Here is an 18,719-nt window from a genome sequence, read left to right as displayed (position 1 = left end):
TAGTACAATATCAACTAAAGCTTCGATGGCTTGTTCCCTCCCTGATTATCAGGCTTACCTTCTAGCGGTAATAAGCCATTACGTAATGCGGCTTTTGCTAAAGCATGGCTGGCAGACGGGTTGATAAATAGCGTGCACAATAAGATGAGTATTAATTTAATCAGCACTAAACCATTGGGGCTTTGTAGCATTAACCCAAATAGCACTAAACACGCGCCTAAAGTATCGGTGACACTCACAGCATGCATGCGAGTGTAAAAATCAGGAAATCGCAACATCCCAACGCCACCTGATAAGCAAAGGAAGCAACCAATTAGCAGGCTTAAACCGCTGATAATTTCGATTACGAGGTTCATTCTTCACCCTCCTTGGTTGAATGAGGCTTATAAGGAGCAACTTTAAATTCAGCTGAGTCAGAGTAGCGTAATACCCCAATCACACTGATAAAGTTAATCAAGGCGTATACAAGGGCGATGTCGAGAAACTCTGGACGGCCCATTAAAAAGCCCAATACAGATATCAATAGGATTGATTTGGTGCCAAACATATTGAAAGCGAGGATGCGATCGTAAAGAGTAGGGCCGACAATGCAGCGAATAATCGCTAACAGCATGACGACAAGAATTGCGATAGTAGCGGCAGCTAACATTAGTTTTCGAGCTCCCTTACTCGGCGATCCATATCGCCGGTTTTTAATGTATCGATATCATCCTTATGTAAAGCATGAACAGTGAGTTGATCATCAATTAAGTCTATGGCGACAGTCCCTGGCGTTAAGGTGATTGAGTTGGCGTAGATAACTTTATTAATGTCAGTGCACTGGCGTGTATCTATGGTGGCCAGAGTTGGCGAGATGCTGCTGTTACCCAACCAAATATGTTTAACCACACTGATGTTGGATAACACGACCTCTTTTGATAGCCATAACAGGTAGGTTGCCATATTGACCGACAGACTAATCGGATGAGATTCGTGGTCGATAACATCCATTTTCTGGGCTATATAGAGCACCAGCATGATCGAAGCTGCCCCTAATGACAGTAACAACGGGTTACTGTAGTTGGAGTTTATCCACCAAAATAGGGCTAAGGTTAATAACAGAATAAGCCTATGGCTCGGAAAAAAGCTGCTTTTCTTTTCTTGTGTCATATTCTCGAATACTTCGTGTTAATTAAGGACTGTGTAAACTTAGCGACTCAAAAATGATTGAGTTTTATGACAACGAACTATTCAAGTCGATGCAGTGCTAAGTTGATCATTGGCTTCATATAGCCTGTTCAATATTTTATTCACATGGTAATTCTGCTGATAACGCCTGATAAATTTTGCTGTGCAACAACTGTAAAGAGTCGGCAGAGGCTGGGAGTTGTTCAACAGTTCGGCCGACTATGCGTTCAATCAGCTGATCGCGGGTTGCTTTTGTTGGGATACACACTTCGGTGATTTGCTTTTTTGACGTCTCGTTACCGACTCGGGTTTGGTAGGCTCGGTCTGAAAAACCGCCAGCACTTTCTCTAATCTTATATTGGTAACTCGTATTTAAAGCGCCTGCGAGAAATCCCTGAATGTAATAAGTACAGGCTTTAGTTGAGCTGTCAGACGGCGCATTTTTTAACGACATGCAAGATGAAAGTACTAATTGTGCTTCATTTTTATCGGTATTTGCAGATGCTGGTAACGAGAAAGATAGCAATAATAGCGCTAAGAGTTGGATGATCTTCATGTAGCCCCCTTTTTATAATGGCTTAATCACAGATAAACATTAGCAAAACTAATATTTATCAATGTTAGCAACAGCAAGTGTTCAGGTGCAGGCTGTTAGTCGCTTGCTAACCTATCAATGACTTTGCTTAAGGCAGTGTTTTATCGTCGATTTTATTCAGTTAGGTATTATTACAATCTGTACCTGGATAGGTATCGATATACTGACTGCTTTCAACTAATAAAGTAATTGCTAAAACACTGCAGCTATAACAAAGGCTTAACAAATGAAACCTTTGTAGAAACAATTAATTTACACCGCCAATCTATTTATAACACAAATGATTTAAGTTTAAATACTAAGTGAGTGTAAAGTCGCATATTTTTCGTTATATGAAGGAATTTTTCAGTTACTTAGCTAAGTCCTTGCTGAGCCTAGGCTGTAGGCTACTTTTAAACTGGTTTTAGTTTAAAACGCCAGTTAATTAAGGTGCTGTTTCACGATTTTAAGGTGTGTTATTGCCTTGTGTTTAGATTTTAGTGGCGTTTTCTGCGGTAAGTTTTGTCAGGCTTTAGTTGAAAGCTCTAAATTGAGGGCTCTAGATTAAGGGCTCTAGATTAAGGGCTCTAAATTGAGAGTTCTAGATTAGGGGTTCTAGATTGAGGGTTCTAGATTAAGGGGTTTAAATTGAGGGCTCTAGATTGAGAGTTCTAGATTAAGGGCGTTAAATTGAGGGTTCTAAATTAAGGGTTCTAAATTAAGGGTTCTAGATTAATGGGGCTAAATTAAGAGTTCTAGATTAAGGGCTCTAGAGTAAGGACGGTAGAGTATGTGAGTTGGTAACTTAACTAATGACACGCCCTAGTTTGAATGGAGAGTTGCACTGATTGTACCCAGCTTTGCATTGTATGAACCCAAAATCATCACCAGGCCAAGCGAAGCAAAAGTTAATTTGAAGCTGCACAATCCTTACATAAGCATTGTATTTCAATCTGAGAATTGATGAGTTGAAAGTCAGCTTGTTTAATACTGTCTTTTAATGCCTCAATGACACTGGTTTGAATGCCTTTCTCTGCCACTTTACCGCAGGTTTTACAGATCAAAAACTGAGGAACTTCGTGGGCATGTTCGCAAGTGATGTGTGAACAAGCCAAATATTTATTTTCAGAAGATAATTTATGCACAAGCGGCAATTGACTCAGTATATCGAGCATGCGGTACACAGACATAGGGGCTAATGCTTCTTGATGTGTGGTGCGGTAGATATCAACAATTTCATAGGCGGATAGCGGCTTACTGGAGTTCAGTAATACGCCTAAAACATTTTTTCTTTTCTCCGTTAACTTAACGCCATTGTCGCGACATATTTGCTCCGCTTTGGTAAAAATCGCAACGTTTTTGTGGGTAGGCATGGTTTGGCTCTAAAGAAATCAATGTTGCGCTATTATTTATCTTCGGGCTGAGATTGTAAATAATAAACCACCAAACATCTTTTTAAAGGTCGACTCAGGTTCAGATAGTGTGAGATAGGCGAGCCTATGAGCCTATGAGCCTATGAGCCTATGAGCCTATGAGCCATTAGCCATTAGCCATTAGCCATCAACAATCAGCAATTATAACGTACTTACAAAAGGGGAAATTCCCGCAGGTGATTTCAGAATGACTGCAAAGCAATAATTATGAGCTTTATTCATTTTAAACATTACAAAAAATCATTCTATCTGGCCTTAACAAACGTGAGAATTTCAGACACAATGTAGATAACATCCATCTAGACGGCTAAACATGAGAAAATCCCTAAAACAGCGTTCATCCGATCATCACCGTGGGATCTACTTTATTGGCACAACCCCACCTAAAATCGATACCGATTTTGAAATGGTCAGTACTATTGCTGATAAGTTATTAGCGCGCCTTGATGAGATTAGCTTTGATGGTTTGATCATTTACGATATTCAAGATGAAACTAGCCGTATTGATGCGCCAAGACCTTTTCCGTTTAAAGCGACCCATGATTCTGGCACTTATGCTCAATTGATCAATCAAAAGTCTGGTAAGCCTGTAATTGCTTATAAGAGTGTTGCAGGCCTTGATGAACAAGGTTTTAACGAGTGGTTATCTCGGGCTTGGTATCAAAATAATGTCAGAGACATCGTATTAGTCGGTTCGCCGTCCGCGCAAGTCGCAAGTTCTCTACCATTAAATGATGCATACCGTGTGTTATCGGAACACTCTCAGGAGTTTTACCTTGGTGGTGTTGCCATTGCTGAGCGCCATTTAAGTAAAAAGAATGAACATATCCGTCTATTAGGTAAGTCCAATAAAGGCTGTGAATACTACATCACGCAAGCGGTGTATAACGCCCAAGCCACTATCGATATGCTTACCAGTTACGCTGAAGAGTGTGAGCTGAATAATATCAAGCCCAATCGAGTGATCCTGACTTTTTCACCTTGTGGAAGTGCTAAAACATTAGAATTTATTAATTGGTTAGGGGTATCAGTACCTGAAGAAACCAGTAACCGTATTTTGTCTGCAGATGACCCACTGTATGAATCAATTAAAGTTAATTACAGTAATTTGCAGAAGATTTTGGACGCCGTTATTCCACTTAATATTCCATTAGGCTTGAATATTGAAAGCTTAACCAATCGTAAAACAGAAATTGATGCGTCTATTTTGATGTATAAACTGCTTAAGGGCACGATGGATCAAGCCTTGGCCCAGAATCAAATAAATCAATTTGTGTTAAACAAATAAGCTCACTGTAAACATGCCCTATGGCGTTAATTTCCCTAGGGCATGACTTTTCATACACAACTCACCAGCGTTATTTCAAGTCCGAAAGGATGGCCGGAATACCGGGTAGTAAACCCACTAGCGCCATAACACCTGTGAGAATGACAAACATGATACTGGGTGCTATCCAGCGATTCATTCTAGTCAGTTTTGCGCTTCTGTCTTTACAGCCAATCAAGCCTAAATTATCCAATAGCATGGTGAGTGACCAGCCAAATGCAGGGTTCACTAATACTGATGAAAACACCACAATAGCGGCAGATTGGGTAGTTTTACCTTCGCGAGTCATTTCCATACCTGCTTCAAGTAATGGAATAAATACCCCAACGACCAGTGCAACACACAGCACAGGTTCCCAAATAGCAAGATCCATTGGATAACCCCATAGCGCAGCAATAACGCAAAACAATGCGGTAAGTAATGCACCCGCTGGAATAGGGCGCTTAGCAATCGCAGCTGGGACAATATAAGTCCCCCAAGATGAAGTGAAATTAGCCCCACCAAGTAGTGAGCCTACTGTTTGACGAATTGAGGCGCTGGTCATGGTATCGTCAATGTTCATATGTACTTTTTCAGTACGCGGAGGATAATTTATCTTTTGAAATACTTGATGGCCTAAAAAATCAGGGGACCACATAGCAACGGCTAAAATGGCAAAAGGCAGCACGACCATGAAGCTTTCGATAGTCGGTAAACCGAGCATCCAACCTGAGTTATCTCCCCACCAATACATTGGGTTCATATTAGGTAAACCTGGGGCAGTGTGAAACTCAAATGGCGCGCCCATGGCAAAGGCTAATGTGCCGCCCAGTAAACAACTTAATGGCACAGCAAGCCAACGTTTTCGCCAATGTTCCAGTAATGCGTACAGAATAATGGTGCAAAAAATCACGATAAAAGCAATGTGCTCCATGCCGATACCATCAGCCCACGCATACAATTTTTTTACTTGTGATGCGGTGCCGACAAAGCCTAGATACAAGAGTAGCCCTCCGCACACGCCTTTACTGGTGAGGTTTGCCAGCATACTGCCGCCTTTACTAATAGCGAGTATTAATCCTAGTGCGCCAATCAGTAATCCAAAGGCCATTGGGTGGCCACCTGCTGCAACCACAATCGGTATGATTGGGATCAACGGCCCATGGGTGCCAGCTAAGTTTGCTGTAGGTAATAAAAAACCTGAAAAGATAACAATGAAGAATGCAGCAATAATCAGTTCATAACGGACATTTTCTAAGATGAAACTTTCTTCAAGCCCTAGTGATGTTGCAAAGGTTGTCGCAATCGCGCCCACCATGACAACTTTACCAATGGTTGCTGCCATAGCTGCAATTGAATCTTCTGGTTCAAAGCGAAAATCTTTGAAAGGTAGGTTAGGACGCCAGCGTTTTGGGTCCATGATGCTGAGCTCGTGTTCTAGATATTCTTCTCGACTATTAAACGATGAACTTGGCTGATGTTGCTGTTGGTAATTTAACTTGTTTGCTTTTGTTGATTGGTCACTTTCTTGCTCATGTACTGATTCAGAATTACTGCTCATATTATTCCTATTGTTCATTCAAGAAAGTTCATTCACTAAAACTCACTTACTAAATTTCACTTGCTAAAAGTGCTTTGGATATAGATTAGAGGCACCTTATCTGAAGCATGTGGCCATAGCGAACAATAAAAGCAGTTTTGGACTCAGACATTAGTCGTAGGTAAATAATAATTTACAGATTTAAAATCAATAGTTTGTAGCAAGTTGTTAGTTTGCTATCGAAATAGTGAGTAGCGTTATATGGTACTTCATCGATAATTTGGTTAATTACTATTGATGAATGGAACCAGCTAGATGAAACAATTCATTTAAGCTTTTTATTTGAATGCTGAACTTGTTTTTATGTTCAGGTTTATTAGCGTTATTCATGATGAATATATTATTGATAAATGCGGCTCTGATAAAAGCAACTCTGCTATCGACTTATTTCATTTCTATTTCGTTTTTTAATTTTTTAAACAGTGGCAAAAGACGCTAGTTGTGATGGCGGTAATATTTGTGTTGAAGATAAAAGTATGTCGCTGAGTTGCTTTCTAGCTTTGGGCTGAACAAACCAAGGTTTAAACAAAAAACCTTGCACTAAATCAACACCAAACTTAGTGGCTATATCAAGCTGTATCTCAGTTTCTACACCTTCAAGTACAGTTTGTTTATTGGTAGCTTTAGCGTAATTGAGCAAGGCAATAAATAGCTCGCACTTTTCAGGCTTATCGAGTAATTGCAGCCAACTAATATCGAACTTGAGGCAATCAACTGAGCTTAAAAGTTGCAAAGACAGCATAGAATGTGGCGCACCAATATCATCTAAGGCAACACCTATTTTTTGTTGCTTTAACTGTTGAACAAGTTTTTCTGATAATTGAGCATCACTGATGCATGTGTTTTCAATAATCTCAACAGTTGTTGCTTCTCGGCTACTGAGCAGTGATAGCATTGCGCCACAGTTATTGACGTCTAATGCATGAGGGTCGATATTGAGAAATAGCGGAAGTTGCTGATTGCTATTTGCAACTTGAAAAGCCTTGGCATGATATTCGACTCTAGCTAACTGCTCATTTTGGCTGTGAAGCTGCTCAAAAACTTGGTTTGGGGGGATAGGTGCATTGGTTTTGTCATAAAACCGAGATAAGGCTTCATATCCCGCAATTTGTTGTGTGTCAGTCAAAATGAAAGGTTGGTATTCACATCCCATACTTAGAGACAGTAAATTTAGCATGAAGTAATGCACTTAAATGTTATTGAGAATTATTAGCGTTTATAGCATTTAGGTTTTTAAGATAAAACTGTTTTATTCATATAAAGAGACATATGAGTGCACTTTATTTAAAAATTTACGGCAGCTAGTAAAGTTTATTCAGTATTTTTAGTTCTGCTCTAAAGATGAAATGTGTTACAGAAAGGCTGTAGTTCGATGATTTCGAGCCCCTTAGTGTTGTGGGCATTTTCAATTATATCAATATGAGACAAAACCCTATACTAGTCATTATGGCTAAAGCTTAGTTTTGATTATTGAATATTTTATTTATTTTTGGTCTGTAGCTGTGAACGTTCAACAGAAAAACATAGGCCCTAATCATTACATTACAGTGATTAAGGCCTTGGGCGGAAAAATTGTTTCAGGTTTGGTTTTTAGCGATTTAAAATAACTAGACTAATTTTACCTAGCCGCTAAATAATGGTTTATTCAGCTTTAATTGGCATTAAATCCATGCCGCAATTTGGACATGTATCGCCAGCAATACCTGTAATCTCAGCGTTCATAGGGCAAGCGTGTGTATGCTTGGCGCTAGCATGCTCTTTATGTGAATAGTTTTTATGTGCGTGGTCGCCTTTTTTAGCGCACCCTTTGCACCCTTTGCACTCTTTGCACCCTTTGCAGTTTTCGGATTTGGCTTTGTTAGCACACTTGTCGCATTTGCCTTCACCTTTACAGTTTTCGCATTTGGCTTGGTTAGCGCACTTGTCGCATTTTCCTTCACTTTTGCACCCTTTACAGTTTTCGCATTTGGCTTTGTTAGCACACTTGTTGCACTTGCCTTCACCTTTGCACCCTTTGCAATTGTCACATTTGGCTTTGTTAGCACATTTTTCGCACTTGCCTTTATTTGGGCAGTGGTCGCCATCTGCTTGGTGAGCATGTTCTAAATTCATGCCGCATTTAGGGCAAGTATCGCCATTCTGACCTGTTACTTCTGGATGCATTGGGCAAGCATGTGACTGTTGCTGCTCGGCAACATTATGATGTGCCGCAGTGGCCACTTGTACCGTCGAGCTGATTAAAAAGAGACTTAGGACGATATAAATTATGTTTTTCATTGCTTATTTCCATTAAAGATTCGGGCACGTTGTTCTGAATGATGTCAGTGTCCGTGATTTATAAATAAAGTGACTAATTGTTGTTACTGTTAAGGTTAAGCAATGGGAGGTCTTAGGTGCTGCGTTGGCAATATTGATTGAAAGTAGGCGGTAAGGCTGACAATTTTATTATCTGGATGATGAAAAATTTGCCAAGGTTTATGCATCAACAGAGTGTCAGCAATACTGATATAAAAGCAGTTATCACAATCCGATGAGCAAGGGGTTAGGCCATCACAATGATGGGCTTTATTATTGGATAGAGTTTCATGTAGATGGTTTGCAGAACTGCAGGCTGTTAATAAAGTCGGTGCCAGCTTTCTGTCATGGGGATCATCGGTTTCAGAACTGATTATATTGTCAGAGTGAGCGAGATTGCCTACCTTTGGCATCATAAAATTCGGATTCGCAAATACCAACTGGCTGAACAGCGTCAGTATGGTAAAAACATATATTGTCCGTTGCCGAAAAAGGGTAAACATATCAGTTCCATAAAATATTATGGCTTGAGCTTATCACCATTTTTTTTCAATGAATCTGACTCAATTCACAGTTACAAAATCAACCTATGCCTTGTCATCATCAGCGATTTAATCTGTTAACTAGATCACTGGTGTTTATCTCTAAGCTGTTTGCATTCTCCTTATACTCGGCCTCATATTTTTATCTGATTATTTCCTACAAAAGTCCGCTTTCTATTTAATTCGTTAAATATAAAATGAGCGACTAAGTGCTTCATCTAGCTATTTCTGCCTATTTTGATTAATCTTTATTAAGTCACAGCTTAAGGAGTAAAGCGATGAAAGTAAGCGACATTATGACACCCAAGCCTGTTTGTATTAGTCATCAGGCTAGCTTAAAGGATGCCCACTTATTGATGCAAAGTCGTAATGTGCGTCATTTACCTGTTATCAGTGAAACAACAGGAGAGTTCATCGGCTTACTGACACACAAAAAGATGATAGCAAGTGTGTTAAATACCTTGAACAAGTACGGTCAAGGCGCACTCGATAGAAAAGAGCGTTATACGCCCATCGCAGATATTATGGAAACCGAGGCGCAAAAGTTAGGTTTAGATGAACCTCTGACCGTTGTCGTGCAGTATTTTATTGATAATAAACTAGGTTGTTTACCGGTGGTTGATGAGGCAAATAAGGTACTGGGGATTGTGACTTCATCGGATTTTGTCAAACTCTGCCAGCGATTGCTGTTGATGCAGAAGTAGGGGCTGTGATTATTTAGCTAAGTATTAATTCATGGTTTTACGATATTCATCGTGACGCATTTTTTATAGTGCCGCAATATTCATTGCGACACTCTTAAGCAAGTTTTATTCGATTTCGTCGAAATACCAATAGCCTGCGTTAACCCAGTGGGTTAATTGCGCAACCACTTCATCATCATTTAGCCATGGGCTTAAGTCTTGTGCGGTTAACTCTTGGGTATCACATAGCAGTGCAATTAAGGCTTCTTTATCTGCTGATAATTGAAGTTGCTCGCCATTGATATACAGCACACCGTCAGCAACGCTGGTTTCAAAGTACAGCGTGCGCAGGCCGCCAAGCTTTACTAAAGGTTGTAGTTTAAGTTGCTCTGTGACATCTAGGGTTTGAAACCCTAAACTTTCTTCTGGTAAATCTAGCTCACATTTAGATTGTGTTAGGTAACGACCACTAAATTCACTGACTAATGTGTCATCAAGGGTAGCAAGCAGTTGTTGCTTAATACGTTCAAGATCGCTGTTATTCACTATGCCAGAATGTTCACTGATAACGCGATCAGGATCGGCTATTTGATCGTTACATAAGTCTTTGTCGATGATGTGATCTGCCATTGCGCTAACCATGTCTTTAGCTGAGGCAGTTCGATAACCCACAGAAAAGCTCATTGATGGTTCAAGTGTCACACCGTCATGAGGGTAGCCTGGTGGTAGATATAGGATATCGCCTGGAAGCAACTCTACATCAATAATCGGATCGAATGCTTCGGTGTGCAGTAGTGCTGGGTGTGCAGAGAATTCTTTGTGTGGACCAAGATCGCCAACTCTCCAGCGTCGTCGGCCAGAACCTTGGCAAATGAATACGTCATATAGATCAATGTGTGGACCCACTCCACCGCCAGGTGTGGCATAGCTCACCATCACGTCATCTAAACGCCAGCGCGGAATAAAATCAAAACATTTAAGCAGTTCTTCAGCTTCAGGCACCCAGTTATTTAGGGCTTGAACGATTAAGGTCCAGTCTGTTTCACCCAGTTCTTCATAAGATTCAAATGGGCCAAATTCAGCTTGCCATTGATCATTTTTCTTAAATACACGGCGAGACTCAACCACATCTTCACAAGCCAGCCCTGCCATTTCTTCTGGTGATAGCAAATCTTCAAAGTGTTTAAAACCTTGACGGATCACCAGTGGCTTTTTTTGCCAGTACTGTTCGAGAAATTGTTTTGGTGTCATACCATTTAAATCTAATTGCATGTTTATTACCCACTAAAATTTGCGGCGATCCTAACAAGTATTAGCAATGAGTAATTTGCCTGAGATCATATTATGGCAGATTAGTTTTTGAAAATGATGAAGCTCAATGATTCGAAAACCAGATTCGAAAAACAAAGTCGAAAACCAGATTCGAAAACCTGATTCAAAAACCAGAGTCGAATAATCGTAACATGACTGGTATGTCGTTTAGTTTCGGGATGTTTACTGCAGGTTGAATAACTTAAGTTTATCTAATTGCCAAGATCAAGCGACCATCATTAAGCTTTTCATTCACCATTGCGCCATCTAGTTTCTGTCCTAAAGGTGATTGTGGAGTGATAACGACAATGTTTCCATCGTCGAGTTTTATGCCGCCACAAACAGGTAATAGCCAGCAATTCATGCCAGCTTCTAAGGTCACTATCGCACCAAGGTTGATGTCATCTTCGGCCGTAAAGTCTTTAAGAGGAAGCGCCGTTAAGCGTTTTATCATGATATCAATATCAGCGACTCGTTGTGATTGTCCATGTGCTAAGTAAGCGGCTTCTAAACCGATTGTGTCATATTGAGTTTCTGCCACGCTTTGTTCATTGGTGGCGTCATTATGGGCATCTTCAGCTGCACTCAGTGCCGTTTGGCGTTGGACTATCAATATATCTAACAGATTTTGCAGCAAAGATTCTTTTTCAGTCATAGGGCGCTTACTTACTTCTCTTATTCAGTGCTTGTAAAGGTGCAGCTGTTAATAACAATAATTCTTGTGATGGTAAATTTTATCAAATTAATAGCAGCATTATCGGGTTATTTTCTGAGTTACCCTGAATCAATAATTATCTAATTTTTGCATGAGCGTTGAGTTAACGTCGCGTGTAAATTGGCATGGATACGGTTTGATTAGATAGTTATAAAAGTTTGATTTAAATCTAAGTTTTATCAATAAACTCATAATTTTCTAGCGGTTTTTTGTTAATTTAAATAGGATGGGATAATGAAAGCTAGGCTTGATGATGTAGTTTAATACACAAGTTAATTGACTTGAATTAACTCAAGTTTAGGTTGATAAATGTTTAGCTTTCAAAGCAAGTAAGGCCATGGAAGTGATTGTTGTATGTTCTATTTTGATTAACAGTATCAGAAGGCTATGAAACCAATAAAAAGCATGACAACAAACGCGCAATATGCGGAACTGTTTGACTCCTTAGTACGTGTGAGTAAAGGATTGAATAAGGTCAGTTCCCTCAAGGAAATGGCAGCTTTCTTACAAACAGAAACCAGTACATTGTTTCAATTGACCGATGTGTGGATTTATATCACCGATGCGAAACGAACGGGGTGGCTGAATCATGTGGCTGGTGTTGGTCCTAACGCTGAAATCATGTCTACTATAGTGCCTCACATTAACTACAATGATGATCCTATTTTCAAGAAGATGCTTGGCCAACGAAAAATCTTTTATACCGAAGATTTGTTGATTGAGCCCGAGGCAAATAAAGATGTTACTCCGTTACTTAACCTTCGAACTGTAGTGAATTATCCATTATTTGTTGATGGCAAAGCACTTGGAGTGATGGCTTTTGGTAGTTTTGGCGAACAAACCGTCATTCTATCGCCGACTGAGCTGAATTACTTCGATGTCATAACTGAACAAACCGCTCTCACTGTGTCGAGAATGCATTTTTTCGATAAATCTCAGCAAGATCATCTCACCAAGTTATCTAATCGCTATGGATTAGAAAAGAAACTGAGAAATTTAGATGATAACAATAGAGACTGTGATTCAGCACTGTGCTTCATCTACCTAGATTTAAACAATTTTAAGCAGATAAATGACAATTTTGGCCACCTTGCAGGTGACCATATGTTGAAGACATTTTCGAGTTACCTTTCAAAAGAGCTTAAAAGTGCAGATATCATTGCTAGGATTGGTGGTGATGAATTTGTGCTGGTTTTTTCTGTTCCTGAACAATGTGATATTGACGATTTTGTTCACAAAATTATTCAACGAATAAAGCACCATTGTTGTGCGGTCGATTATCGAGGTAACAAGTTTCAATTGGAGTTTGCTTGGGGGCATGTTGCCGTTGACTGTAAGGATTACTCTATTAATGACTTGTTTAACGTTGCAGACATCAAGATGTATCAACTTAAAAATTCGCAAGTAAACGTAAAATCTGCACGAGTTGTAAAACCGCAAAAACAGGTGGCTGAAAAAGCGTAAAGCCATGACTAACGATAATAGGTTTTTCGTGGCTTTTATTGTTCGTATTTTAAACCGCCATGCAATATCAATGACGATTAAGTGACTTTATTGATTGCTCACTTCTCGTTTAATTGCAGGCTTAATATCAATTAATTGAGTATGGTTTAAACAATCTAACCCTTTCACCGTGATGACCCCATTCCTTATATTTTCAATAGGCAAGACCGCTGCGCCAATTGGATTTGGGCGATTGGGAGAGCGCAAAGCAAATGTTCCCTTCACCATTTGTTGCCTGCTTGTTTGAACGAGTTCATTACGTGACGCATCACCTAGCCAGTATAAAATTAAAATATCTTGCCCGTCACTGAGTCCAAGTAGGCCTTCTTTATAATCATCATAAAGCGCTATCTCGCACACTGGACCATTATCTTGAATGTTATTCGGACATGTATCGATGGCAAGATATGGGGTGTTAATTTGGCCAATAAACTTTAGTGTGGCTTTTGTTGATGTTGCTGCTGTTATAGAGGTTTTAGGCATGGTCTTTCCTTAATGCTCGTTCTTTAAACTAAATAGGGTGTAAAAAAATATCGTCGTGATAATGACTGCACCACCTAAAAGGCTGGTGTTAGCAGGAATTTCACTAAAAAACATAAATGCCCATATAGGTGCTAGTACAGTTTCAAGCATTAACGTCATCGATACTTCAGGAGCTGAGATGTGACGAGTTGCTACCATGGAGAAAACACGGCCTAGGGGAGCTGTAAATAAACCCATAACGCCCATAATCAACCAAGTTTCCATGCTATAACTTGAGGGAGTAGCAAAGTAAAACATCACTATGGCGAGTAATAGCCCACCAAGACCAACACTGGCTAGCCTGCTGATATCTTGATATTTACGTAGTAATGTAAACATCAGTGCTAAGCAAGTAACAGAGAACAGGGCCAATAAGTCACCCAACCAATTTCCTGTGTTCACAGAGCCCGATACCACGATAGTTATCCCTATCATGACAGCGACGATTGCGAATAAGGTTGAGCGATTAGTGGTTTCTTTTAGTATCAACCAACTGAAAATGGCGGCAATGGCAGGAGTGGCGCTTAAAATGACAAATGTGTTGGCGATAGACGTCATTTTAATGCTAAACACTAAGCCTGTTGCACTCCCTAACATGAGTATGCCTGATACCAGTATTGGCCAGCCGCTTGCTGTTAACGCTTTTCTGATCCCACGTTTATCATTCATTTTAAGTAATATCGGCATCGAGATTGCGCTGAATAATCCAAACAAAAAGGCGGTATCGAATCCGCTAACGCCTGCATAGCGAATAAATATGGGATCGATACTCATTAACACAGCGCCTAACAATGCGAGTCCAAAGCCTATTTTTCTTGAATTAGTCAGTGCTTTGGTTGTTGAATTTGTCATCTTAATACCTCAAAATAAAATCATACCAGCGAGTATGATTTTATTTTGGTAAGCTGTCAATATAAATCATACTCTATGGTATGATATTTTAGAGACTTGGATTCACTTGGATTGATTAAAGAGCGAATTAGAACTATTGGTAAGGCTTGAAGTTAGAATCGCGAATGAGGGAGCCAGATGAGCAAAATTGAACAAAATAAACAAAAGAAGAGACTGGCAATTTTACGTGCTGCGCAAGAACAGTTTTTAACTGCGGGTTATGGTCTTGCGAATATGGATTGTATTGCAAGTGAAGCACAAATGACCAAGCAAACCGTCTATCGCTATTATGCTTCTAAAGAAGTCTTATTTAAGGCAACCCTAGAGCATATGGGAAGCCAGTTCGATGATAAGGCAACGCAATATTTATCACTGGATGATAATCATGCCGCTTTGCTTGGTTTTGCAATTGAATACATCAGTTTCCATTTATCTGATGAGCACATTGCGACTTTTAGATTACTGGTAGCTGAAAGTGGAAACAGCCCTGAAATAATTACTAGCTTTTTTAGTGTTGGGCCTGATGACGTGCAGCGAGTATTAATTGAGTTTTTCCAACAAAGATTCAATGTCACTGACATTGAAACCACAGTTGAGCTGTGGCTAGGGATGTTATTAAACCATAGAAATAAGGTGTTAATGGGCATGATTGCACCGACACTAAGTGAAATTGAGCATTACGCTGAAGCAGCGACAGCATTCTTACTTCGAGCTGTTGAGTAAAAATAAAAGCACAGTTCTGGCACATCTCAAACAAAATTATCCAAAACAAAAAAAGCCGTAGCAAACCGCTACGGCTGTGAATGCCTAATGCCTTTTATGGGGATCGGATCAGGCCGGGTGATGGCTATTCTCCTGCGGGAATGAGCTCGAATTCATTAGTGGCCTTTACCCCATGAACTTGAATTGCGACTTTATAAAGTGCTACAGCACCTGCTGAGGCTTTGCTTTCAAGATCTAGGTCTATCGCGTTAAAAGTGTATTGTCCTTCAGTTTCGGTTTCGGTTAATACGCCACTGCATTCATCTTCAGTTGTAGGATCACAGCTAAACGTTTGACTAACATGCCAGCGTTTCCAAGCTTTAGCGTTAGATGATGATGCATTAGGATCGGGATAACCTAAGTAGATAATGTCGTAAGTGCTGGCATCGGTGATGGCTTTTTCATCGCCATTATCTAGGGTGAAGGTTAATGCGCCAGTGGCAGCATCAAACTCATCAACCGTTAACACTATCATATCGGCATCATCAATCTTCACCACTTCACTCGCTGGTGGATCAACAGGATCGGTTACTGGTGGTTCAACTACAGGCGGATCGACTGGATCCGGTGCACTGGTATCGTCGTCACTTCCACACCCTATAAGCAGTAGGGAGCTAGCCAGCAAGGCGCTCAATAATTTAAGTTTCATAATGAGCTCCTTAATTGAAATGTCCGGTATGACAAGTTTGACACTCTAAGTCACCTTTAACACTGGCAGCTGAGCCCATAGTTTCAGTTGTGCCATGACAGGTTTGACAGGCTTGAGTTTCTTCTGAAGCCATCGCTTCAGGTAGAGCTCCAATGACTTCACCAGCATAAGCGCGGTTAAGTAAGTCAACAATGTAGTAAGCCATACTGGCTGATAATCGTTTACAACGTTCGCCTTTTTCGACGAAAGGTTTACCGCCGTTAGCACCTGACCAATTACTGATTGATGAATGACATAATGGGCTGTTGGCCACTGAAGTTTTACCCACAAGCTCGCTTTTCTCTGCTGTTGAGCCAATACCTGCCACAAACTCGTCAGATGATAGTGGTAAATCTTCTCTTTCGTAGTAGCGGAAAGAGGCCGAAATAACGGCTGAATTTTGGTCATTAATATCGCCGAGAATGTTGATCAACATACCTGCTGCGTTTAAGTTACCGCAAATAGTGCCTTGCCCGACAATACCTGCCCAGCCATAGCCTGCTAATGCCGTAGGGATTGAGGCAAAGTTTTCTGCATCAACACTTGAAGACTCGGCTAGTTTAGTGACGATGGAATGAAATACTTGATGCATACACCCGCCACCTGTTTCATAAGCCAGTTTTGCAGTGGCCATTGCATCTAGTGGTACATACTTTAATTTGTCACCGAGTTCTAATCTAAAGTTTCCATCAGCATCTGTAGCTGCAAAAGCGGATGTTCCGACTAATGTTGCACCGGCTGCAACAGTGCTCATTCCAATGATTTGGGTTAATGCTTGGCGTCTGTTCATACTCATAATAATCACCCTATATTTAATGTTATTGTTACTCAGTTTGTGTTTTGTTTTTATGACTTGCTTATATCTTTAAATTGGTTCGAGTTATCTCATTTAGCGCTGCTTCAATGTTTCTATATCTGAGGCTAATGCGCTGCTCGATGAATCTAATGTAAGTGATGGGGGGATTAATTTTGTGATGTAAAGCGAAGAAATATAGGCTGTGAAATGGACTTTAAATTCGCAGTTGATTGCATTTATAAAGTGAGTAAACAATGTGAATTTTGGGTTGAGTTGGCTGCTAACGTGATTGTGATCACGTTATTTTTTAAATTAATTAACATTAAAGGCAGTTTTAACGACTCGTTACGTTGCATTTATATTGTTAATTTGTGTGATTTACGTCGCATTTTGTTGTTGTTCATTGCTTTTTACTTCATAAAAATTGCAATTAAAAGCACTAAATTAAGCAGGATCACAGAATTATCTATGGGTTGTTTTAGACTGGGTTAATGAGGCGTTTTAGTGGGGAAAGTGATGCAATTAGGGCATTGCAAATTCGATGTTAATAAAGGCGAATTAGTTAATAACCAAAGTGATGAAGTTTGGCGCCTTCCTCGTGCTGAGTTACAAGTACTTACATTGTTAATTGATTACCAGGGTAAAGTGGTGGCTAAGCCATTATTAAAAACTGGCAATGGCCAAGAGCAACCATTAAGTGATGCATCGGTTACCCATGCTATTTTTACCTTAAGAGCATTCTTAGGTCCACAATATGAGTCATTGATTGAGACTGTCAAAGGGCAAGGGTACTTATTAAAGCATCACCGAAGTCGTAAGCAATCGGTGAATTTTTTTTCTCACCCTCAACGCTTTGCCATCATCGCTATTATCACTTTGGCAGTTGCACTGTTAATTAGTGGCTTGATGTTTATCCGTTTCTCGCCACCTAAAGCGTTACCTGTTTTACCTAACAGCACGGCAACAGTAAAATTGACTTCAGGCCAAACAGTTGATGTGATTTTATATTCTAGTTCTAAAACCAATTTAGCATTATTAAAAAAGCAGGGGATGCAATTACAACAAAGCCTAGCGCAATGTAATTCAACGTCTTGGAAACGTGTTTTTTTGTCTCTCTCCCATGACGAACAGGTGCTAAATATTACCTTACGTGGCGAACATTATGGCCAATCTGTTATCCGTAATCTAAAAATTAGTGACTTACGACAACCCAAGAAATTTGTTAGCCAAGCATGGCTAAAAGGAGTTGAAATTTGTGATTAATTTTATGTGCTGGATTAACAATGATTGTACTTTTAAGAGGTGCTCACATGGTTAAAAATTGGCGTTGGGTAATCAATATCATCATATTGACCATACTGTTGAGTTGTATCGGTGTGATAGCAAATCTTACTGCTTCTAGCTCGCCAAGCTTTATGCTCAGCTGCAGCTCTGAGCTGTTTAATCATCATAATGACCAACAAGATAGTAATCATTATTTACTTGTGGATCTATTATCTAAAGATGGCCAGGTTCAAGTGCATTATCGCTATTTTAATATCGATGGCAGTTCAGCTGGCACAGTGTCAATGCAAGGCAAGGTTAACAGCATTGATACTGAAAACATGATTTACGATATTTCAGTGAATACCAAACAAGAAAGCCCGTTAGCTGAACATCAACAGGTTCCTGAGCACTATCGCTACCTTTCTTATGTCAGTAACCTCAACTTAAGCAGAGACGGAATGCATAACCTTAGCTTGCAGATTATTGAACAAGATAAAGCAAAGGATTTTGCCGTGGTATTATTTCAGCCTAGTAATACAGTGTGTGGCTGCCGTTTAGTGCACTAATGTTATTTATCGTTCGCTTATGTCGGCTAAGTTGAGTCACTGCTTACCAGTCATTTGGGCTTTTAATAAATGCATTAAAAAAGCGAACCATAAGTGGTT

General features: G+C 39.9%; 21 protein-coding genes. 6 read left to right on the top strand and 15 right to left on the bottom strand.

The window, feature by feature from the left end:
- Nucleotides 1-14 precede the first annotated feature (14 nt).
- From mnhG to L2737_RS08710, 5 genes are all read right to left on the bottom strand, one after another.
- Nucleotides 15-356 (bottom strand): monovalent cation/H(+) antiporter subunit G, encoded by a 342-nt coding sequence (gene mnhG, locus L2737_RS08730; RefSeq protein WP_102528294.1) that lies wholly within the window; start codon nt 354-356, stop codon nt 15-17.
- A complete protein-coding gene (locus L2737_RS08725) occupies nt 353-649 on the bottom strand; it encodes an MrpF/PhaF family protein (protein ID WP_102528295.1) in 297 nt (98 codons plus the stop codon). The genes mnhG and L2737_RS08725 overlap by 4 nt, the downstream gene beginning before the upstream one ends.
- On the bottom strand, nt 649-1,149 hold the full coding sequence (locus L2737_RS08720) for a Na+/H+ antiporter subunit E (RefSeq protein WP_102528296.1): 501 nt from the start codon (nt 1,147-1,149) through the stop codon (nt 649-651). Before L2737_RS08720 ends, L2737_RS08725 begins: the two co-directional genes overlap by 1 nt.
- Before the next feature lie 136 nt (nt 1,150-1,285).
- Nucleotides 1,286-1,723 (bottom strand): Rap1a/Tai family immunity protein, encoded by a 438-nt coding sequence (locus L2737_RS08715; RefSeq protein ID WP_248955479.1) that lies wholly within the window; start codon nt 1,721-1,723, stop codon nt 1,286-1,288.
- 926 nt (nt 1,724-2,649) lie between these two features.
- Nucleotides 2,650-3,114 (bottom strand): Fur family transcriptional regulator, encoded by a 465-nt coding sequence (locus tag L2737_RS08710; protein WP_102528298.1) that lies wholly within the window; start codon nt 3,112-3,114, stop codon nt 2,650-2,652.
- Between the two features lie 373 nt (nt 3,115-3,487).
- Between L2737_RS08710 and L2737_RS08705 the strand changes: the two genes are divergently transcribed.
- On the top strand, nt 3,488-4,462 hold the full coding sequence (locus L2737_RS08705; RefSeq protein WP_102528299.1) for a methylenetetrahydrofolate reductase: 975 nt from the start codon (nt 3,488-3,490) through the stop codon (nt 4,460-4,462).
- Between the two features lie 70 nt (nt 4,463-4,532).
- Here L2737_RS08705 and L2737_RS08700 read toward each other — a convergent pair whose 3' ends face one another.
- The 4 genes from L2737_RS08700 to L2737_RS08685 form a co-directional block, all read right to left on the bottom strand.
- Nucleotides 4,533-6,041 (bottom strand): DUF3360 family protein, encoded by a 1,509-nt coding sequence (locus L2737_RS08700; protein WP_248955478.1) that lies wholly within the window; start codon nt 6,039-6,041, stop codon nt 4,533-4,535.
- 454 nt (nt 6,042-6,495) lie between these two features.
- A complete protein-coding gene (locus tag L2737_RS08695) occupies nt 6,496-7,257 on the bottom strand; it encodes an EAL domain-containing protein (RefSeq protein ID WP_248955477.1) in 762 nt (253 codons plus the stop codon).
- 464 nt (nt 7,258-7,721) lie between these two features.
- Nucleotides 7,722-8,357 carry a heavy metal-binding domain-containing protein gene (locus L2737_RS08690; protein ID WP_248955476.1) on the bottom strand — a complete coding sequence of 212 codons (636 nt, stop codon included), beginning with the start codon at nt 8,355-8,357 and terminating at the stop codon, nt 7,722-7,724.
- A 95-nt stretch (nt 8,358-8,452) separates the two neighbouring features.
- A complete protein-coding gene (locus L2737_RS08685) occupies nt 8,453-8,878 on the bottom strand; it encodes a hypothetical protein (RefSeq protein ID WP_248955475.1) in 426 nt (141 codons plus the stop codon).
- A gap of 317 nt (nt 8,879-9,195) precedes the next feature.
- Here L2737_RS08685 and L2737_RS08680 point away from each other — a divergent pair, with 317 nt between their 5' ends.
- The gene (locus L2737_RS08680; protein WP_248955474.1) at nt 9,196-9,621 is read left to right on the top strand and encodes a CBS domain-containing protein; all 426 of its coding nucleotides are present in this window, start codon (nt 9,196-9,198) and stop codon (nt 9,619-9,621) included.
- Nucleotides 9,622-9,726: 105 nt separating this feature from the next.
- Here the strand turns inward: L2737_RS08680 and L2737_RS08675 are convergent, their stop codons facing one another.
- Both L2737_RS08675 and L2737_RS08670 read right to left on the bottom strand, forming a co-directional pair.
- Complete coding sequence (locus L2737_RS08675) at nt 9,727-10,872, bottom strand: ribosomal protein uL16 3-hydroxylase (protein ID WP_229369140.1); 1,146 nt, start codon at nt 10,870-10,872, stop codon at nt 9,727-9,729.
- 247 nt (nt 10,873-11,119) lie between these two features.
- The gene (locus L2737_RS08670; protein WP_102529346.1) at nt 11,120-11,566 is read right to left on the bottom strand and encodes a hypothetical protein; all 447 of its coding nucleotides are present in this window, start codon (nt 11,564-11,566) and stop codon (nt 11,120-11,122) included.
- 447 nt (nt 11,567-12,013) lie between these two features.
- On the opposite strand from L2737_RS08670, the gene L2737_RS08665 reads away from it, so the two are divergent.
- Nucleotides 12,014-13,090, top strand: a complete 1,077-nt coding sequence (locus tag L2737_RS08665) for a sensor domain-containing diguanylate cyclase (protein WP_248955473.1) — start codon at nt 12,014-12,016, stop codon at nt 13,088-13,090.
- 87 nt (nt 13,091-13,177) lie between these two features.
- Here the strand turns inward: L2737_RS08665 and L2737_RS08660 are convergent, their stop codons facing one another.
- Both L2737_RS08660 and L2737_RS08655 read right to left on the bottom strand, forming a co-directional pair.
- Nucleotides 13,178-13,612, bottom strand: a complete 435-nt coding sequence (locus L2737_RS08660) for an SAM-dependent methyltransferase (RefSeq protein WP_102529344.1) — start codon at nt 13,610-13,612, stop codon at nt 13,178-13,180.
- 9 nt (nt 13,613-13,621) lie between these two features.
- Nucleotides 13,622-14,503 carry a DMT family transporter gene (locus L2737_RS08655; protein ID WP_248955472.1) on the bottom strand — a complete coding sequence of 294 codons (882 nt, stop codon included), beginning with the start codon at nt 14,501-14,503 and terminating at the stop codon, nt 13,622-13,624.
- Nucleotides 14,504-14,680: 177 nt separating this feature from the next.
- Here L2737_RS08655 and L2737_RS08650 point away from each other — a divergent pair, with 177 nt between their 5' ends.
- Nucleotides 14,681-15,265 (top strand): TetR/AcrR family transcriptional regulator, encoded by a 585-nt coding sequence (locus L2737_RS08650; protein WP_248955471.1) that lies wholly within the window; start codon nt 14,681-14,683, stop codon nt 15,263-15,265.
- Nucleotides 15,266-15,389: 124 nt separating this feature from the next.
- Here the strand turns inward: L2737_RS08650 and L2737_RS08645 are convergent, their stop codons facing one another.
- Both L2737_RS08645 and L2737_RS08640 read right to left on the bottom strand, forming a co-directional pair.
- Nucleotides 15,390-15,953, bottom strand: coding sequence for a hypothetical protein (locus L2737_RS08645; protein ID WP_102529342.1), 564 nt, complete (start codon nt 15,951-15,953; stop codon nt 15,390-15,392).
- 10 nt (nt 15,954-15,963) lie between these two features.
- Nucleotides 15,964-16,788, bottom strand: a complete 825-nt coding sequence (locus L2737_RS08640; RefSeq protein ID WP_102529341.1) for a cytochrome c3 family protein — start codon at nt 16,786-16,788, stop codon at nt 15,964-15,966.
- A gap of 504 nt (nt 16,789-17,292) precedes the next feature.
- Between L2737_RS08640 and L2737_RS08635 the strand changes: the two genes are divergently transcribed.
- Nucleotides 17,293-18,051, top strand: a complete 759-nt coding sequence (locus L2737_RS08635; RefSeq protein ID WP_248955470.1) for a winged helix-turn-helix domain-containing protein — start codon at nt 17,293-17,295, stop codon at nt 18,049-18,051.
- Between the two features lie 47 nt (nt 18,052-18,098).
- Nucleotides 18,099-18,620, top strand: coding sequence for a hypothetical protein (locus tag L2737_RS08630; RefSeq protein WP_229369135.1), 522 nt, complete (start codon nt 18,099-18,101; stop codon nt 18,618-18,620).
- Nucleotides 18,621-18,719 lie beyond the last annotated feature (99 nt).

It is taken from the genome of Shewanella electrodiphila, assembly GCF_023283985.1.
Taxonomy (GTDB): Bacteria; Pseudomonadota; Gammaproteobacteria; order Enterobacterales; family Shewanellaceae; genus Shewanella; species Shewanella electrodiphila.
Note: the sequence above shows the minus strand (reverse complement) of the source record. Positions and strands in the feature narration are given on the sequence as shown.

What these genes read in the sequence shown, in the direction of transcription:
- mnhG (WP_102528294.1), bottom strand. Translation starts at nt 356, where the DNA reads ATGAACCTCGTAATCGAAATTATCAGCGGTTTAAGCCTGCTAATTGGT.
- L2737_RS08725 (WP_102528295.1), bottom strand. Translation starts at nt 649, where the DNA reads ATGTTAGCTGCCGCTACTATCGCAATTCTTGTCGTCATGCTGTTAGCG.
- L2737_RS08720 (WP_102528296.1), bottom strand. Translation starts at nt 1,149, where the DNA reads ATGACACAAGAAAAGAAAAGCAGCTTTTTTCCGAGCCATAGGCTTATT.
- L2737_RS08715 (WP_248955479.1), bottom strand. Translation starts at nt 1,723, where the DNA reads ATGAAGATCATCCAACTCTTAGCGCTATTATTGCTATCTTTCTCGTTA.
- L2737_RS08710 (WP_102528298.1), bottom strand. Translation starts at nt 3,114, where the DNA reads ATGCCTACCCACAAAAACGTTGCGATTTTTACCAAAGCGGAGCAAATA.
- L2737_RS08705 (WP_102528299.1), top strand. Translation starts at nt 3,488, where the DNA reads ATGAGAAAATCCCTAAAACAGCGTTCATCCGATCATCACCGTGGGATC.
- L2737_RS08700 (WP_248955478.1), bottom strand. Translation starts at nt 6,041, where the DNA reads ATGAGCAGTAATTCTGAATCAGTACATGAGCAAGAAAGTGACCAATCA.
- L2737_RS08695 (WP_248955477.1), bottom strand. Translation starts at nt 7,257, where the DNA reads ATGCTAAATTTACTGTCTCTAAGTATGGGATGTGAATACCAACCTTTC.
- L2737_RS08690 (WP_248955476.1), bottom strand. Translation starts at nt 8,357, where the DNA reads ATGAAAAACATAATTTATATCGTCCTAAGTCTCTTTTTAATCAGCTCG.
- L2737_RS08685 (WP_248955475.1), bottom strand. Translation starts at nt 8,878, where the DNA reads ATGTTTACCCTTTTTCGGCAACGGACAATATATGTTTTTACCATACTG.
- L2737_RS08680 (WP_248955474.1), top strand. Translation starts at nt 9,196, where the DNA reads ATGAAAGTAAGCGACATTATGACACCCAAGCCTGTTTGTATTAGTCAT.
- L2737_RS08675 (WP_229369140.1), bottom strand. Translation starts at nt 10,872, where the DNA reads ATGCAATTAGATTTAAATGGTATGACACCAAAACAATTTCTCGAACAG.
- L2737_RS08670 (WP_102529346.1), bottom strand. Translation starts at nt 11,566, where the DNA reads ATGACTGAAAAAGAATCTTTGCTGCAAAATCTGTTAGATATATTGATA.
- L2737_RS08665 (WP_248955473.1), top strand. Translation starts at nt 12,014, where the DNA reads ATGAAACCAATAAAAAGCATGACAACAAACGCGCAATATGCGGAACTG.
- L2737_RS08660 (WP_102529344.1), bottom strand. Translation starts at nt 13,612, where the DNA reads ATGCCTAAAACCTCTATAACAGCAGCAACATCAACAAAAGCCACACTA.
- L2737_RS08655 (WP_248955472.1), bottom strand. Translation starts at nt 14,503, where the DNA reads ATGACAAATTCAACAACCAAAGCACTGACTAATTCAAGAAAAATAGGC.
- L2737_RS08650 (WP_248955471.1), top strand. Translation starts at nt 14,681, where the DNA reads ATGAGCAAAATTGAACAAAATAAACAAAAGAAGAGACTGGCAATTTTA.
- L2737_RS08645 (WP_102529342.1), bottom strand. Translation starts at nt 15,953, where the DNA reads ATGAAACTTAAATTATTGAGCGCCTTGCTGGCTAGCTCCCTACTGCTT.
- L2737_RS08640 (WP_102529341.1), bottom strand. Translation starts at nt 16,788, where the DNA reads ATGAGTATGAACAGACGCCAAGCATTAACCCAAATCATTGGAATGAGC.
- L2737_RS08630 (WP_229369135.1), top strand. Translation starts at nt 18,099, where the DNA reads ATGGTTAAAAATTGGCGTTGGGTAATCAATATCATCATATTGACCATA.